Here is a 14570-nt window from a genome sequence, read left to right as displayed (position 1 = left end):
TATTGGGGCACATATGGGGCGCAATCGCGCAGTCTGCACCGGACCTAGCTAGCCGAGCCTGCCGCGGGCGATCACCTGTGCCTGGATTTCCGCGGCGCCCTCGAAGATGTTCAGGATGCGTGCGTCGCAGAGGATGCGGCTGATCTCGAACTCCAGCGCATAGCCGTTGCCGCCGTGGATCTGCAGCGCGGCGTCGGCATTGGCCCAGGCGGTGCGGGCGGCGAGGAGCTTGGCCATGCCCGCCTCGATGTCGCAGCGCCGGCCGGAATCCTTGGCGCGGGCGGCGCGGTAGGTCAGCTCGCGCGCGCTGACGATGTCGGCCAGCATTATTGCCAGCTTGTCCGCGACGCGCGGGAAACCGAGGATCGGGCGGCCGAATTGCCGGCGGTCGACGGCATAGGCCCAGCCGAGCTCGAACGCGCGGCGGGCGACACCGACGGCGCGCGCGGCGGTCTGGATACGGGCGCCTTCGAAGGTGCGCATCAGCTGCCTGAAGCCCTGGCCTTCCTCGCCGCCCAGCAGCGCGTCGGCGGGTGCCGCCATGCCGTCGAACGCCAGTGCATATTCGCGCATGCCGCGATAGCCGAGCACCGCGATCTCACTGCCGGTCAGGCCGGGCGCGGGGAAGGGATCGACGTCGCCCCCGCGCGGTTTCGGCACCAGCAGCATCGACAGGCCGGCATGGCCCGGCACGTCTGGCCGCGTCCGGGCCAGCAAGGTCATCAGGTCCGAGCGCGCGGCGTGGGTGATCCAGGTCTTGGCGCCGTGGATCGCCCAGCCATCCGCCGTCCGCACCGCGCGCGTCGCAAGGCTGGCGAGGTCGGAGCCGGTGTCGGGCTCGGTGAAGACGGCGGTCGGCAGCACCGCGCCGCTGGCGATGCCGGGCAGCCACTGCGCCTGCTGCGCCTCGGTGCCGCCCGACAGGATCAGCTCGCCGGCGATCTCCGATCGGGTGCCGAGCGAGCCGGCGCCGATCCAGCCGCGGCTCAGTTCCTCGGTCACCACGCACATCACGAGCTTGCCCAGGCCCAGGCCTCCGAACCGTTCCGGAATGCACACGCCGAAGGTGCCGAGCGCGGCCATCTCGGCGATCGTCTCGTCGGGGATCAGCGCGTCGGCGAGGTGCCAGCCATGCGCGTGCGGCAGGATGCGCGCGTCCGTGAAGCGGCGATACTGGTCGCGGATCGCGTCGAGCGTGTCGTCGCCGAAGGAATCCGCGATCGCGCCGCCATCCCGCAGATGGGCGATCAGCGCGGCGCGGGTATCGGCTGTGTTGCCGGTGATCGCGAGCGGATGGGAAGGGCAGGACTCGAGGCCGAGGTCCGACGGGCGGACGATCTCGTTCTGTCCCATGGGCAGCCCGCCGGCGAGCTGGGCCAGCGTTTCGCCGAACGCGATGCGGAGCAGCAGCTCCTCCCCCGCGCCGAGAGCGCCCTGGTCACGCAGCGCGCCTGCCCAGTCGAGCAGCGCCGCCAGCGCCTCGATACTGGTTTCGACCCAGGCATAGCCGTGCGCTGCCCGCTGCTCGGCATCGAGCGACGAGGCCGCGATGCGCGCGCGAACGGCTTCGCGCGCGCGGGCGGCATAGGCGCGCGCGGCGCCGAGCGCGTCCTCCAGCTCGCCGATCATGCGATCACGCCCTGGTCGTGCAGCCGGCCGAGTTCCGCGGACGAAAGGCCGAGGCGGTCGCCGAGCACGGCGTCGGTATCGGCGCCAAGCGTCGGGGCCGGGCGCGGGGGTTCGCGCGGCTGGTCGGGGATCGTCGCAAAGGCGCCCGCAGCCGGGTAGGCGAGGCCGCTGGGATTGGCCGCGAGGCCGAATATCGGATTGGCGGCGACCAGGGCCGGCTCCTGGGCCGCCTCCAGCGTGGTGCGGTAGGCGCCATAGCAGCAGCCGTGCCGCTCCAGCTCCGGCAGCAATTCGTCCGCGCTTCGGGCGGCGACGGCACGCTCGACCAGCGGAAACAATGCTTCCCGGTGCTCGAATCGCAGCCCTTCGTCGCGCGCGAAGCTGACGCCTCGTTCCGCTTCGATTTCAGCGATTCGCGAGCCAATGTTCAGGACGGCGACGAGCCCGCTCCACTGCCTGGGCGTGATTGCCATCAGCATCAGCCGCTTGCCATCGGCGGTGACGAAGTCGCGGCCGAACGCGCCGAACACCGCGTTGCCGAGGCGGGGGCGGTTCGCGCCGGTGGCCGTCACTTCCGCGATCATGCCCAGATTGGCGATGCTGCCAGTCGCGACGTCCTGCAGCGGCACGCGCACTTCGCCGCCGCGGCCGGTCGTGTCGCGGTTCCGGATCGCGGCGAGCATCGCGAAGGCGGCATAGGCGCCGGTCAGCAGGTCCCAGGCGGGCAGCACGTGGTTGACCGGTTCGTCGCCGAGCGCGGCGGGGCCGGTCAGCCAGGGCAGGCCGATCGCGGCGTTGACCGTATAGTCGAGCGCCGGACCGCCATCGCCGGTGCCCATCACACGGACGGTGACGAGGTCGGCGCGGCGTTCCGCCAGACGATCGTGCGCAAGAAATCCGTCGGCCGGGAAATTGGTCAGCAATTGCCCGGTCGCGGCGGCGAGCCCCTGGAGCAATTCGCGCCCTTCCGCTCGGCCGAGATCGAGCGCGACCGACTTCTTGGCGCGGTTCAGATTCTCCCAATAGAGGCTGGCCCCGTTTGGCGCCTGCGGCCAGCGGCGGAAATCCGGCCCGCCGCCGATCTGGTCCACCCGGATCACTTCCGCGCCCATCTGCGCCAGGTAGAGCCCGGCGGTGGGCGCCGCGACGAATGACGAGGCTTCTACAACGGAGAGGCCGGACAGCAACGGGTACATTCAATACCGGATCATGATCCGCCGGGCGAGGGCGGGGGAGAGCTCGCTGACCGCGCGCAGGATCTTCGTGGCGCCGATGAACGCCTGCTCCTGTCCCGTCTCGATCGCGACGACGATCGCCGCTGCGCAATCGCGGGCGGACATCTTCTTGTGCGGGTTCTGCTCGGTCATGCGGGTTTCCACCACCGGCGGCAAAGCCTCTGTGACAATGATCCGTGTGCTCCTGAGCTGATGGCGCAGCACCTGGGTGAAGCTGCGCAGCCCCGCCTTGGTCGCGCAATAGACCGGCCCGCCCGCGCGCGGCGCCAGCGCAAGGCCGGAGGTCACGTTGACGATCGCGGCTTCCGGCCGCTCGCGCATTGCCGGCAGGAACGCCGCGATCAGGTGCATCGGCGCGTTCAGGTTCAGGAAGATCGCCTTGTCGGTCCTCTCCAGGTCGAAATCGCCGAGCAGGTCGGACGGGCCGCCCATGCCGGCATTGTTGACGAGGATGTCTAGCGGCACGCCGCTCAGCTCCTCGACCAACCGGTCGCAGCCGGCTTTGGTCGACAGATCGGCCTCGATCGCCTGGAAGCCCGCGTCGCGCGCGGAAGCGAGGCGGCCGGCATCGCGCCCGCACACGGCGACGATCGCGCCGCGCTCCTTCAGCTGCTTCGCGACTTCGAGCCCGATGCCGTCGGTGCCCCCGGTCACCAGCGCGGTCTTTCCGTTGATCCTCATGATGTCCCCCTCATCATCGTTGCCCGGCTGCCCGGCCATGCCTAACTGTGGCACGCCCATGTCCCGTCCGCAAAGCCCCGACCGTTTCAACGAGGAGACCGCGACCTATTCGGTCCGCGGCGCCGATGCGCCCGATCTGGAGAAAGGTGTCGCGGCGATCCGCAACGTGCTGAAGACGCTGCCGGTGCGGCCGGGCGTCTATCGGATGCACGATGCGCGCGGCGACGTGCTGTATGTCGGCAAGGCGCGGGCGCTGAGGAACCGGGTGACCAACTACACGCAGGTCGCGCGGCTGTCGAAGCGGCTGCAGCGGATGGTCGCGCAGACCCGGTCGATGACGATCGTCACCACCAACAACGAGGCCGAGGCGCTGCTGCTCGAGGCGCAGCTTATCAAGCGCTACCGCCCGCCCTACAATGTGCTGCTGCGCGACGACAAAAGCTTTCCCTACATCCTGCTGCGTGCCGATCATGCCTTTCCGCGCATCCAGAAGCATCGCGGCGCGCAGAAGGCGAAGGGTAATTATTACGGTCCGTTCGCCAGCGCCGGATCGGTGACGCGGACGCTGAACGCGCTGCAGAAATTGTTCCTGCTGCGGTCCTGCTCCGACAGCTTTTTCGCCAACCGGTCGCGGCCGTGCCTGCTGTACCAGATCAAGCGCTGCTCGGCGCCGTGCGTCGGGCGGATCGACGAGGCCGGCTATGCCGAGCTGGTCGCCGACGCCAAGGCGTTCCTGGCCGGCAAGTCGACCCAGGTGCAGGCGAAGCTGGGCGCGGCAATGCAGCAGGCGGCGGAGACCATGGATTTTGAGCTGGCGGCCGTCTATCGCGACCGGCTGAAGGCGCTTACCTTCATTCAGGGCAGCCAGGCGATCAACGCGGAAGGCGTGGGCGACGCCGATATCTTCGCGCTCGCCTGCAAGGCCGGGACGATGGGCATCCAGGGCTTCTTCATCCGCGGCGGCCAGAATTGGGGCCATCGCAGCTTCTTCCCGACCCACACCGAGGACCTCAGCGAGGACGAGGTGTTCGCGAGCTTCCTGATGCAATTCTACGAGGAAGTGCCGCCGCCGCGCACGATCCTGCTGGACCGCGAGCTGGCCGAGGGATCGCTGATCGCCGAGGCGCTGGCCGAGCAGGCGAAGGGCCGAGTGACGATCTTGCAGCCCCAGCGAGGCGACCGGCGGCGGTTGATCGAGCAGGCGAAACGCAATGCGGAGGAAGCGCTCGAACGCCGCATGGCCGAGAGCACGACGCAGGCGAGGATCCTGCGGGAGCTCGCCGACATGTTCGAGCTGGATGGGCCGCCCGACCGCATCGAGGTGTTCGACAACTCGCATATCATGGGCACCCATGCGCTGGGCGCGATGGTAGTCGCGGGGCCCGAAGGGTTCCGCAAGAACAGCTATCGCAAGTTCAATATCAGGCGGCCCGAGACGGCGCCGGGCGATGATTTCGCGATGATGCGCGAAGTGTTCGAACGCCGCTTTGCCCGCGCCAAGAGCGAGGATCCGGATCGCGAGGGCGGCGACTGGCCGGACCTGGTGCTGATCGACGGCGGGCGCGGGCAGCTCAACGCCGCGATGCAGACGCTGGAGGAGATCGGCGTCGAGGACGTCGCGCTGGTCGGGGTCGCCAAGGGGCCGCATCACGGCCGCGAGGGGCGCGAGGTGTTCCACCTGATGGACGGGCGCGAGCTGACGTTGCCGGTCAACTCGCCGGTGCTGTTCTACCTGCAGCGCCTGCGCGACGAGGCGCACCGCTTCGCGATCGGTGCGCACCGGCAGAAGCGCGCCAAGGCGATCGGCGTCAGCTCGCTCGACGAAGTGCCCGGCATCGGACCCGCGCGGAAAAAGGCGCTGCTGATGCATTTCGGGACCGCGAAGGCGGTGCGCTCGGCCAGCCTGGAAGATTTGCAGAAGGCGCCGGGGGTAAGCCGGTCGGTGGCGCAGCAGGTCTATGACTTTTATCATGCGCGGTGAGCGGATGGGCACCACCCATAGCTTTCGATGCTGATCACCACCCCCGCAATCGTCGTCGCTGTCCGCGCGCATGGGGAGCATGGCGCGATCGTGCGGGCGCTGACGCCGCGGGACGGGCTGCAGGCGGGCTATGTGCGCGGGGGGCGGTCGCGGCGGCTGCGGCCTGTGCTGGTTCCCGGCAACCTGGTCGAGGCGGAGTTCCGCGCGCGCGTCGAGGAGCAGCTCGCGGCCGCGACGGTGGAGCTGGCGCACAGCCGCGCGCCTCTGCTGAGCGAGCCGCTGCCGGCGGCGGCGATCGAATGGATGACGGCACTGGTCGCGGCGGCGCTGCCGGAGGGCCAGCCTTATCCGCGCCTCTATGAGGGACTGGGCGGGCTCCTCGACGCCGTCGAGCACGCGCCGAGCGCGCGCGGCTGGATCGCCGGACTGTTGCGGTTCGAACAATTGCTGCTGGCGGAGCTCGGCTATGGCGAAGTGCCGGGCGATGATCTGCGCGCCAACGGCCGGGCACTGGAAGCCCACCTGTTCGCCGGCCGCAAGCTGGATGTGATGGCGGCCCGTGAGCGGCTGGTGGAAAGGCTCAATCGCGCGCACGCGTCACCCCGGGCTTGACCCAGGGCCTAGCTTCTCTCCAGTGCGGCTCAAGGAAGTGGATCCCGGCTCAGGGCCGGGATGACGGAAGGGCTCGAATGCTAGTAGCTGTTTTCCCGGGCGACGGAATCGGGCCGGAAGTCACGGCCGAGGCGGTGCGCGTGCTGCAGGCTCTGGGGCTCGGGCTCAGCTTCGAGGAAGGGAGGGTCGGCGGCGCGGCGTACAAGGCGCAAGGCCATCCGCTGCCGCCCGAAACGCTCGGTCTCGCGCGGCGCGCGGACGCGATCCTGTTCGGCGCGGTCGGCGATCCGGATTGCGACGGCCTGCCGCGCGCGCTGAGGCCGGAGCAGGCTATCCTGGGCCTGCGCAAGGAGCTGGGCCTGTTCGCCAACCTGCGACCGGCCAGGGCCTTTCCGGAGCTGGTCGGCGAATCCGCGCTGAAGCCGGAGGTTGCGGGCGGAATCGACCTGATGATTGTGCGCGAGCTGACCGGCGACGTCTATTTCGGCGACCCGCGCGGCCGGCGTACGACCGGCGCAGGGCTGCGCGAAGGCTATGACATGATGCGATACGACGAGGCCGAGGTGGCGCGGATCGCGCGCGCCGGCTTCGAGACCGCGCGCCGGCGGCAGCGGCGGCTCTGCTCGATCGACAAGGCCAATGTGCTGGAGACGTCGCAGCTGTGGCGGGAAGTGGTGATCGAGGTCTCGGCCGATTACCCGGACGTGGCGCTCAGCCATATGTATGTCGACAATGCCGCGATGCAGCTGGTGCTGAACCCGCAGGCGTTCGACACGATCGTCACCGGTAACCTGTTCGGCGACATCCTGTCGGACCAGGCATCGGCCTGCGTCGGCTCGATCGGGCTGCTGCCTTCGGCCGCGCTCGGCGAAGGCGGCAAGGGCCTGTACGAGCCGATCCACGGCAGCGCACCCGACATTGCCGGGCAGGGCAGGGCCAACCCGCTGGCGGCGATCCTGTCGGCGGCAATGATGCTGCGCCATTCGCTGGGGCAGCCGGGCGCGGCCGAGCGGATCGAATCGGCAGTCGCGCGGGCGCTGGCGGAAGGCGCGCGCACGTCCGATCTGGGTGGCACGCTGTCGACGCGCGCGATGGCCGACCGGGTGCTCGCTTGCTTGTGAAATCGCTCGAACTGGCGGTCGTGATCCCGACCTTCAACGAGGCCGGGAACGTTGCCGAGCTGGTGCGACGCCTCGATGTCGCCCTTGCCGGCCGGGCGTGGGAAGCGGTGTTCGTCGACGACGCCAGCCCGGACGGCACGGCGCGCATCCTCCGCGATCTGGCCCGGCAGGACCGCCGCATCCGCGTGATCGAGCGGATCGGCCGGCGCGGGCTCTCGTCCGCCTGCATCGAAGGGATGCTGGCGACCGGCGCGCCGCTGATCGCCGTGATGGACGCCGATCTCCAGCACGATCCCGCCGTGCTGATCCGGCTGGAAGCGGCCTTGGCCGCCGATCCGGACCTCGACCTGGCGATCGCCTCGCGCTTCGCCGAAGGCGGCGGCACCGGCGATTGGGAGCGGGAGCGGCTCGCCAAGTCGGAAACCGCCAACCGCATCGCGCAGCTGGTGCTGAAGGCGGAGTTGAGCGATCCGCTGAGCGGCTTCTTCATGATACGCGCCGGGCGCTTCCGTGAGCTGGCGCCGCGCCTGTCCGGCATCGGCTTCAAGATCCTGCTGGACCTGTTGACCGCGGCTCGACGCCCGCTGGTATTCGCGGAAGTGCCGCTGCAATTCCACCGGCGCGAGGTCGGCGAATCGAAGCTCGACCATGTCGTCGCGCTGGAATTCCTGCTCGCGCTCTATGATCGCGTGTTCGGCCGCTACGTGCCGACGCGCTTCGCGATGTTTGCGGTGATCGGCGCGATCGGCGTGGTCGTGCACATGGCCCTGCTGGGGCTGACCTACGGCCTGGCCGGATTCGGCTTCCTGCCCGCCCAGGCGACCGCGACCTTGGGCGCGATGACCTTCAACTTCTTCCTGAACAACGCGCTGACCTATCGCGACCGGCGGCTGCACGGCACTCGCGCCCTGCTTCGCGGCTGGCTGAGCTTCTGCGCGGTCTGTTCGGTCGGCGCGCTGGCCAACGTCGGCGTCGCCGCCTTCCTGTTCGAGGAGCGCTATGCCTACGCGACCGTGTCGGCTCTGGCCGGCATCATGGTCGCGGCGGTGTGGAACTACGCGCTTTCATCCCGCTTCACCTGGGGACGATATTAAGGCCAGGTCGACAGCCACATCCAATGCTCGAACGCGCGGTCGTTGGGCAGCGGCGCGGCCGAGATGATCGGGTAGAAATAGACGAACAGGCCGAAGCTGAGCGCAATGAAGGTGGCCGGCAGCCAGCGGTCCTCGCGCCGGTAATAATGATGGAACGCCGCGGCCAGCAGCAGCGTCAGGAACAGACCGGGGAAATAATAATAGTAATAGAAGCCGATCTTCTTCGGGATCGCGATCCAGATACCCTGCGCGAAGATGTAGAGGGCGGCCGGGATCAGCAGCCCGGCCTTCCGCTCCTTCAGCCCGTCCCACAGGCAGGCGGCGAGGGCGACGAGCCCGCCCCACATGATCGCCGGGTTGCCGACCAGCAGCACGCCGCGCTGCACGCCTTCGACCGGCTCGTACAGATACCAGATCGGCCGCGTGATCAGCGGCCATTGCCAGGGCGTGCTCTGGTAGGTGTGATGGGCGAGCGGCCGCGTCTGCAGGTCGTACATATGAGCTTGCCAGGCGAAGAGCTGGTCGAGCTTCAGCGGACTCGTCGCGTAGAACAGCGCCGGCGCGAAGGTCGCGAAATAGGCAAGCAGGGCGGCAAGGCCGAAGGTGACGGCGGCGCGCAGCCATTGCCGCCGCCAGCCCCACAGCACCGCGAGTCCCAGCAGGGCCGCGAACGGCAGCGTGCTCCACTTGCAGCCGACCGCCAGCCCGATGCAGAGTCCGGCGCCGACCAGCCAGCGGCGCGTGCCGCCATAGCCCCAGGCGAGCACGGCGATCGCCGCGAACAGGAAAGCGCCCGCGAACACGTCCAGCGTCGCGATCCGCGCCTGGATGAACAGCATCTGGTTCAGCATCGCCAGCACCGCGGCGGTGGCCGCAGTCCGCACCTCGCCGGACAAGCGCAGCGCGATCGCGTAGATCGCCACCACCGTTGCCGTGCCCGCAACCGTGCCGAGCGCCCGCCAGCCGACCGGATTGTCCCCGAACAACGCGGTCGACAGTCCGATCAGCCATTTGGCGAACAGCGGATGCTCTTCATTGGCGGGCGCGATCATGCCGAACACATCGCGGCCGGCGGGAACGTAGTAGATTTCGTCGAACATCAGCTTGTTGGGCTGGCCGACATGCACGGCGAACAGCAGCTCGGCGACGAGCGCGAGCAGCAACGCCATCTGCACGGGAGTAAAGCGTTCCAGCCATGCCACCCAAGATTTCATATTGCCCCCGTGCGGTTGACGCTCCGCACCCCTAGCCTGCAAAGCGTGGCGCATGAAGAGGCGTACAGGGCAGGATCGCGGCATCACCGGCAAGTGGCGGCCGGCCACGCAGGCAGTGCGCGGCGGAACCGCGCGCTCCGAATTCGGCGAGACGTCGGAGGCGATCTTCATGACGTCGGGCTATGCCTACGACTCCGCCGGCCAGGCGGCGGCGCGGTTCACTGGCGAGCAGCAGGGCATGACCTACAGCCGGCTGCAGAACCCGACCGTCGAAATGCTGGAGCAGCGGATAGCGCTGCTCGAAGGCGCCGAGGCCGCGCGGACGATGGCCAGCGGCATGGCGGCGATGACGGCGGCCCTGCTGTGCCAGCTTTCGGCCGGCGACCATCTGGTCGCGGCGCGGACGATGTTTGGGTCGTGCCGCTGGCTGACCGACAGCCTGCTGCCGCGCTTCGGGATCGAGGCGACGATCGTCGACGGCTCGGACACCGAAGGGTGGGAGCGGGCGATCCGGCCCAACACCAAGACCTTCTTCTTCGAAACGCCCGCCAATCCGACGCTCGAGATCGTCGACCTCGCGGCGGTGTGCGGCATCGCCAGGGCACGAGGCATCGTGACGGTCGTCGACAATGCGTTCGCGACATCGGCCCTGCAGCGGCCGATGGAGTTCGGCGCCGACGTCGTCGCCTATTCGGCGACCAAGCTGATGGACGGGCAGGGGCGCGTGCTGGCGGGCGCCGTCTGCGGCAGCGAGGCGTTCGTGAACGACGTGCTGCTGCCGTTCGTGCGCAACACCGGCCCGACACTGTCGCCGTTCAATGCCTGGCTGGTGCTGAAGGGGCTGGAGACGCTCGACATCCGCGCGGAGCGACAGTGCCGCAACGCGCTGCAGGTCGCGCGCTTCCTCGAAGATCGGGTGCCGCGCGTCCTCTATCCCGCGCTTGCCAGCCACCCCCAGCACGATCTCGCGATGCGGCAGATGGCGGCCGGCGGCACCATCCTATCCTTCTACGTCCGCGATCGCGTCCAGGCGCACGCGCTGCTTGACGGGCTGGAGCTGGTCGACATCTCGAACAACATCGGTGACTCGCGCTCGCTGATGACGCACCCTTCGTCGACCACCCATATGGGCGTCAGCGAGGAGGTGCGCGATTCGATGGGTATCACCGAAGGCATGCTGCGGCTGAACGTCGGGCTGGAAGACCCCGCCGATCTGATCGACGATCTTGACCGGGCGTTGGCCGCGGCAGGGCTGTGAAGGCGCTTTTTCCCCATGCGCTGACCACCCGCGGCGTGACCGTGCGGGTGTCGGTCAGCTACCTGCCCGAGCAATCCGACCCGGACCGGGGGCGCTGGTTCTGGGCCTATCACATCCGCATCGAGAACGAAGGGCGGATGACGGTGCAACTGCTCACGCGCCACTGGATCATCAGCGACGGCCGCGGCGTGCGCCACGAGGTCCAGGGCGAAGGCGTGGTCGGGGAGCAGCCGGTGATCGCGCCGGGCGAATCCTATGACTATGTCTCCGGCTGTCCGCTCTCGACGCCGACCGGGCAGATGCGCGGCAGCTACCGGATGATCGGCGAGGACGGGTCGATGTTCGACATCGCCATTCCCCGCTTCCCGCTGGTCGCGCCGGCGGTGCAGGCATGAAGCGCACGCACCTGCCGCTGAACGGGCTGCGCGTGCTCGATGCCGCGGCGCGCCACCTGTCGTTCACCCGTGCCGCCGACGAGCTGGCGGTGACGCCGGCCGCGGTCGGCCAGCAGATACGCGCGCTGGAGGACACGCTGGGCGTGGTGCTGTTCCGCCGCACCGCGCGCGGGCTGGAGCTGACGCCCGAGGGAGAGGCCGGGCTGGAGGCGCTGCGCCACGGCTTCCTGTGCTTCGAGGATGCGGTCCGCGCGATGCAGGCCGGCCAGTCGTCCAAGGTGCTGACGATCGCCGCGCCGCGCGACCTGACCGCGCGCTGGCTGGCGGCGCGGCTCGCCGCGATCGCCGAAGCGGATCCGGAGCTGCGCTTCCACCTGATCGCGGCGGACGAGCCGATCGACTTCACCGAGGCCAATCTGGACCTCGCGATCCGCCTGATGGTGGACAAGGGCGAGCATGAAGGCGTGCGCGTTGGCGGGACCGATTTCTGCAAGGTCGCCGGCCCGACCGGGGAAAGCGAGCGCTGGATCGCCTGGCCGGGCCACGCGGCCCCCGATCCGATCGCCCGGGTCGCCGATGCGGGGTTGGCGATCGACGCCGCCGCGCGGGGCCTCGGCCGCGCGCTGGTGCCGGAGCTGCTGGTCCGCGGCGACCTCGAATCGGGCACGCTGCGCGGCGTCGGCGAGCGGGTCGACCAGGGGCTCGGCTATTGGGTTTTCGCGCCCACGCCGCAATGGCGTCAGGCCAAGGTGAAGCGGCTGGTGGAACATCTGGTCGCCTGAGCAAAGCGTCTCATTTTGAGAAAGGTTAAGAGTGCATTAACCGCTTTGCGGAATCGCGAATCCAGGTTATGGTGCCTCCGAATAGAAGCCTTCTAAGAGGACGAGACAGCGTCGCAGTTGTGACGATTTTTGGAAGGGGGTTCCAATGAAGAAGTTTGCTTTCATTGCAGCGGGCATTCTGGCGGCGATGCCGGCCTATGCTGCGCAGGTTTTTCCGGGTGACGGCATCGGCGGCCCCGGCGCGACCATAGACCTGTTCAGCGCCTCAACCCGTGGCACGCTCTTGGCCTATAGCCAAACGTCGGGCGTTGCGCTCACGTTCGCCACGACGTTCCGCTCGGCGGTCTATCGGAACACCAGCGGGACGCTGGACTTCTATTATCAGGTGGAGCGCACCGGCGCGGGCACCAATTCGAGCAATCCGATCCAGTCGTTTACCGCCGCGAACTTCGGGGGCTTCACGACCTTCGCTTTCCGCGACGGTTCCGATTTCGACGGCGCCGGCGGCTTCCTGGCCGCGGGCAATCCCGGCACGTTCACCTCGAGTGCGAACCGCTCGTTCGACGGCAATGTGGTCGGCGTCAATTTCGGCTCGAACAATCTGGTCGGGACCGAGAACAGCACGACCTACATCTTTCGCACGAACGCGGTCAGCTTCACGTCCGGCACATTCGGCGTGATCGACGGTTCGGCGCTGCAAGGCCCGACCTTCGCGCCGACGGTCCCGGAACCGGCGACCTGGGCGATGATGCTGGGCGGCTTCGGGCTGGTCGGCTTCGCGACCCGGCGCAGCCGGCGTCCGCGCCGCGCGCTCGCCTGAACCCCCTGCGTTCGCAAATGAGAAGGGCGGCTTCGGCCGCCCTTTTTTTGTCCGCGCGAAGGGCCGTTTGTTGCGATCGTTACGGATATGTGCCAGATCGGGATTGGTTAACGCCGATTTAGCACTTTCGCGCCCTGACCGGCGCGGCTAGTCGGGTCGCCAAGAAAAACAGAGAGTCCGGGGCTGTCCGCCCTATTTTGCTTATGCGTAAGGGGGTTTTGTAATGAAGAAGTTGTTGCTTTGCGCCGCCGCCCTGGTGGCGATGCCCGCCCAGGCCACTGTCCTGCTGCCGGGCGCCCAGAACCAGTCTTTCTCGCCGTTCGATTTCCAGACGCAGGGTACGCGCCTGGCGTTCAGCGAAGTGCAGGGACAGGCTCTCACCTTTGCCGCGATCTTCCGTTCGGCCGTGTATCGCAACACGTCCGGCACGCTGGACTTCTACTATCAGGTCGAGCGGACCGGTGTCGGCTCGAACGCGAGCGGCAACGATCACGAGATCACTAAGTTCACCGTCGCTGCCTATGACAACTGGCTGGTCGACGCTCTAGTGAGCGCCGGCGACCCCGACGCCGCGGGCGCCTTCAAGGCGGTCAACAACCCGGGCGGTTCGACCACGCGCGCCAATCGCGGCTTCAGCGGAACCGTCATCGAGGTCAATTTCCAGGGTTCGGGCGCCAACGGCCTGATCGGGACCGAGAACAGCGCGACTTACATCTTCCGCACCAACGCGGTGTCGTTCCAGAAGGGCACCTTCGGCGTCCTCGACGGTTCGTCGCTGCAGGGCATCACCTTCGCGCCGACCGTTCCGGAGCCGGCGACCTGGGCGATGATGATCGCGGGCTTCGGCCTGGTCGGCGGCGTTGCCCGCCGCAGCAACCGCGTGCGCAGCGTCCTCGCGTGAGGATCGCCGCCATCGCAAAGGAAAAGGGCGGCCTCGGCCGCCCTTTTTTGTTATCCTTAGAAGGTAGATTGTCCTACAGCCTGATGGGATCAGGATAATCCCTAATCCCGTCCGGCTCTAGGCCCAGCCCCAGGGCCGTTCCCGAAACCATTTGGTCACGACGTATTTCTGCCCGGCGCGCACCTTCATCGCGTGGTGGATGGTGGAGGGATTGACGCTGCCGTCGGGGCGGCGGTTGTTCCAGGCGAGCAATTTGCCGGCCTCGGGCTGCACCATCTTGTCGATCGCCTTGAAGCGGGTGGCGCCGCCCGCCTCCACGTCGTTCAGGTAGATCATCACTGTCCAGGTGCGCTGGCCGGCGACGCTGGTGTATTTCTCGTAATCGACGCCCTGCGGCTCGAAATAGTCGGTATGCGCCTTGAACTCCTGGCCGACTTCGTAGCGCTGCCCCTGCATCGGCTCGCCATAGGCGAGGTCCAGCCGGCTGAACGCGGCGATCTTCTCGTCGAGCGCGCGGACCACCGGGTCGTCGCCGTCGAGGTCGCAGGTCTCGCTGGTGCGAAAGGCCGCGTCGCCATTGTAATTGGCCAGCGTCGATGGCCGGCGATTGCGGTCGATCCGCTCGATGATCGCCGCGCATTCGCCCCCGTCCAGAAAGCCGCGCCTGACGAACAGGGTCAGCTTCGGGCTCGGCACGCGCTGGATGCCCGGCTGCGCCATCATGCTGTCGATGACCATCTGGTCGAAAGGATTGTCCATGCGGCTCCTGACCCCGTATAATCCGAGCGAAGTGCGATGCTTGGGCGTGGCGCGTCAAGCGTGACTCCGTGGCCCGAAGGTGTCACGA

Annotated in this window: 14 protein-coding genes; 9 read left to right on the top strand and 5 right to left on the bottom strand. The window is 68.2% G+C overall.

From position 1 onward, the window contains the following. Positions 1–48: 48 nt before the first annotated feature. The 3 genes from GON01_RS00435 to GON01_RS00425 are packed head-to-tail and all read right to left on the bottom strand — an operon-like array spanning position 49 to position 3545. Complete coding sequence (locus GON01_RS00435) at positions 49–1629, bottom strand: acyl-CoA dehydrogenase family protein (RefSeq protein WP_157025004.1); 1581 nt, start codon at positions 1627–1629, stop codon at positions 49–51. After that, entirely contained in the window at positions 1626–2825 is a 1200-nt protein-coding gene (locus GON01_RS00430; RefSeq protein ID WP_157025003.1) for a CoA transferase, read from the bottom strand. The genes GON01_RS00435 and GON01_RS00430 overlap by 4 nt, the downstream gene beginning before the upstream one ends. Next, complete coding sequence (locus tag GON01_RS00425) at positions 2826–3545, bottom strand: SDR family oxidoreductase (RefSeq protein WP_157025002.1); 720 nt, start codon at positions 3543–3545, stop codon at positions 2826–2828. A 58-nt stretch (positions 3546–3603) separates the two neighbouring features. Here GON01_RS00425 and uvrC point away from each other — a divergent pair, with 58 nt between their 5' ends. From uvrC to GON01_RS00405, 4 genes are all read left to right on the top strand, one after another. Next, positions 3604–5526: an excinuclease ABC subunit UvrC gene (gene uvrC / locus GON01_RS00420; protein WP_157025001.1), complete on the top strand. Its 1923-nt coding sequence runs from the start codon at positions 3604–3606 to the stop codon at positions 5524–5526. Positions 5527–5553: 27 nt separating this feature from the next. After that, complete coding sequence (gene recO / locus GON01_RS00415) at positions 5554–6138, top strand: DNA repair protein RecO (RefSeq protein WP_157025000.1); 585 nt, start codon at positions 5554–5556, stop codon at positions 6136–6138. A gap of 77 nt (positions 6139–6215) precedes the next feature. Beyond that, complete coding sequence (gene leuB / locus GON01_RS00410; protein WP_157024999.1) at positions 6216–7259, top strand: 3-isopropylmalate dehydrogenase; 1044 nt, start codon at positions 6216–6218, stop codon at positions 7257–7259. After that, positions 7256–8353 carry a glycosyltransferase gene (locus tag GON01_RS00405; RefSeq protein ID WP_408640888.1) on the top strand — a complete coding sequence of 366 codons (1098 nt, stop codon included), beginning with the start codon at positions 7256–7258 and terminating at the stop codon, positions 8351–8353. Before leuB ends, GON01_RS00405 begins: the two co-directional genes overlap by 4 nt. Here the strand turns inward: GON01_RS00405 and GON01_RS00400 are convergent. Further along, entirely contained in the window at positions 8350–9567 is a 1218-nt protein-coding gene (locus tag GON01_RS00400) for a glycosyltransferase family 39 protein (protein ID WP_181600144.1), read from the bottom strand. The two genes, GON01_RS00405 and GON01_RS00400, sit on opposite strands and share 4 nt — an antisense overlap. Positions 9568–9619: 52 nt before the next feature. On the opposite strand from GON01_RS00400, the gene GON01_RS00395 reads away from it, so the two are divergent. The 5 genes from GON01_RS00395 (at position 9620) to GON01_RS00375 (ending at position 13723) form a co-directional block, all read left to right on the top strand. Beyond that, positions 9620–10825 carry a trans-sulfuration enzyme family protein gene (locus GON01_RS00395; RefSeq protein ID WP_157024996.1) on the top strand — a complete coding sequence of 402 codons (1206 nt, stop codon included), beginning with the start codon at positions 9620–9622 and terminating at the stop codon, positions 10823–10825. Further along, positions 10822–11220 carry a Co2+/Mg2+ efflux protein ApaG gene (gene apaG / locus GON01_RS00390; RefSeq protein WP_181600143.1) on the top strand — a complete coding sequence of 133 codons (399 nt, stop codon included), beginning with the start codon at positions 10822–10824 and terminating at the stop codon, positions 11218–11220. The genes GON01_RS00395 and apaG overlap by 4 nt, the downstream gene beginning before the upstream one ends. Continuing rightward, positions 11217–12002 carry a LysR family transcriptional regulator gene (locus GON01_RS00385; RefSeq protein WP_157024995.1) on the top strand — a complete coding sequence of 262 codons (786 nt, stop codon included), beginning with the start codon at positions 11217–11219 and terminating at the stop codon, positions 12000–12002. Before apaG ends, GON01_RS00385 begins: the two co-directional genes overlap by 4 nt. Positions 12003–12147: 145 nt before the next feature. Then, a complete protein-coding gene (locus GON01_RS00380; protein ID WP_181600142.1) occupies positions 12148–12822 on the top strand; it encodes a PEPxxWA-CTERM sorting domain-containing protein in 675 nt (224 codons plus the stop codon). A gap of 223 nt (positions 12823–13045) precedes the next feature. Continuing rightward, complete coding sequence (locus GON01_RS00375; RefSeq protein ID WP_157024994.1) at positions 13046–13723, top strand: PEPxxWA-CTERM sorting domain-containing protein; 678 nt, start codon at positions 13046–13048, stop codon at positions 13721–13723. Positions 13724–13840: 117 nt separating this feature from the next. Here the strand turns inward: GON01_RS00375 and GON01_RS00370 are convergent, their stop codons facing one another. Further along, positions 13841–14482 carry a prolyl hydroxylase family protein gene (locus GON01_RS00370; protein ID WP_232328566.1) on the bottom strand — a complete coding sequence of 214 codons (642 nt, stop codon included), beginning with the start codon at positions 14480–14482 and terminating at the stop codon, positions 13841–13843. Positions 14483–14570: the final 88 nt, after the last annotated feature.

Origin of the sequence: Sphingomonas horti, from assembly GCF_009753715.1 — a bacterium.
In the GTDB taxonomy this organism is placed as follows: domain Bacteria; phylum Pseudomonadota; class Alphaproteobacteria; order Sphingomonadales; family Sphingomonadaceae; genus Sphingomonas_B; species Sphingomonas_B horti.
This window is presented reverse-complemented; position numbering and strand designations above follow the sequence as displayed.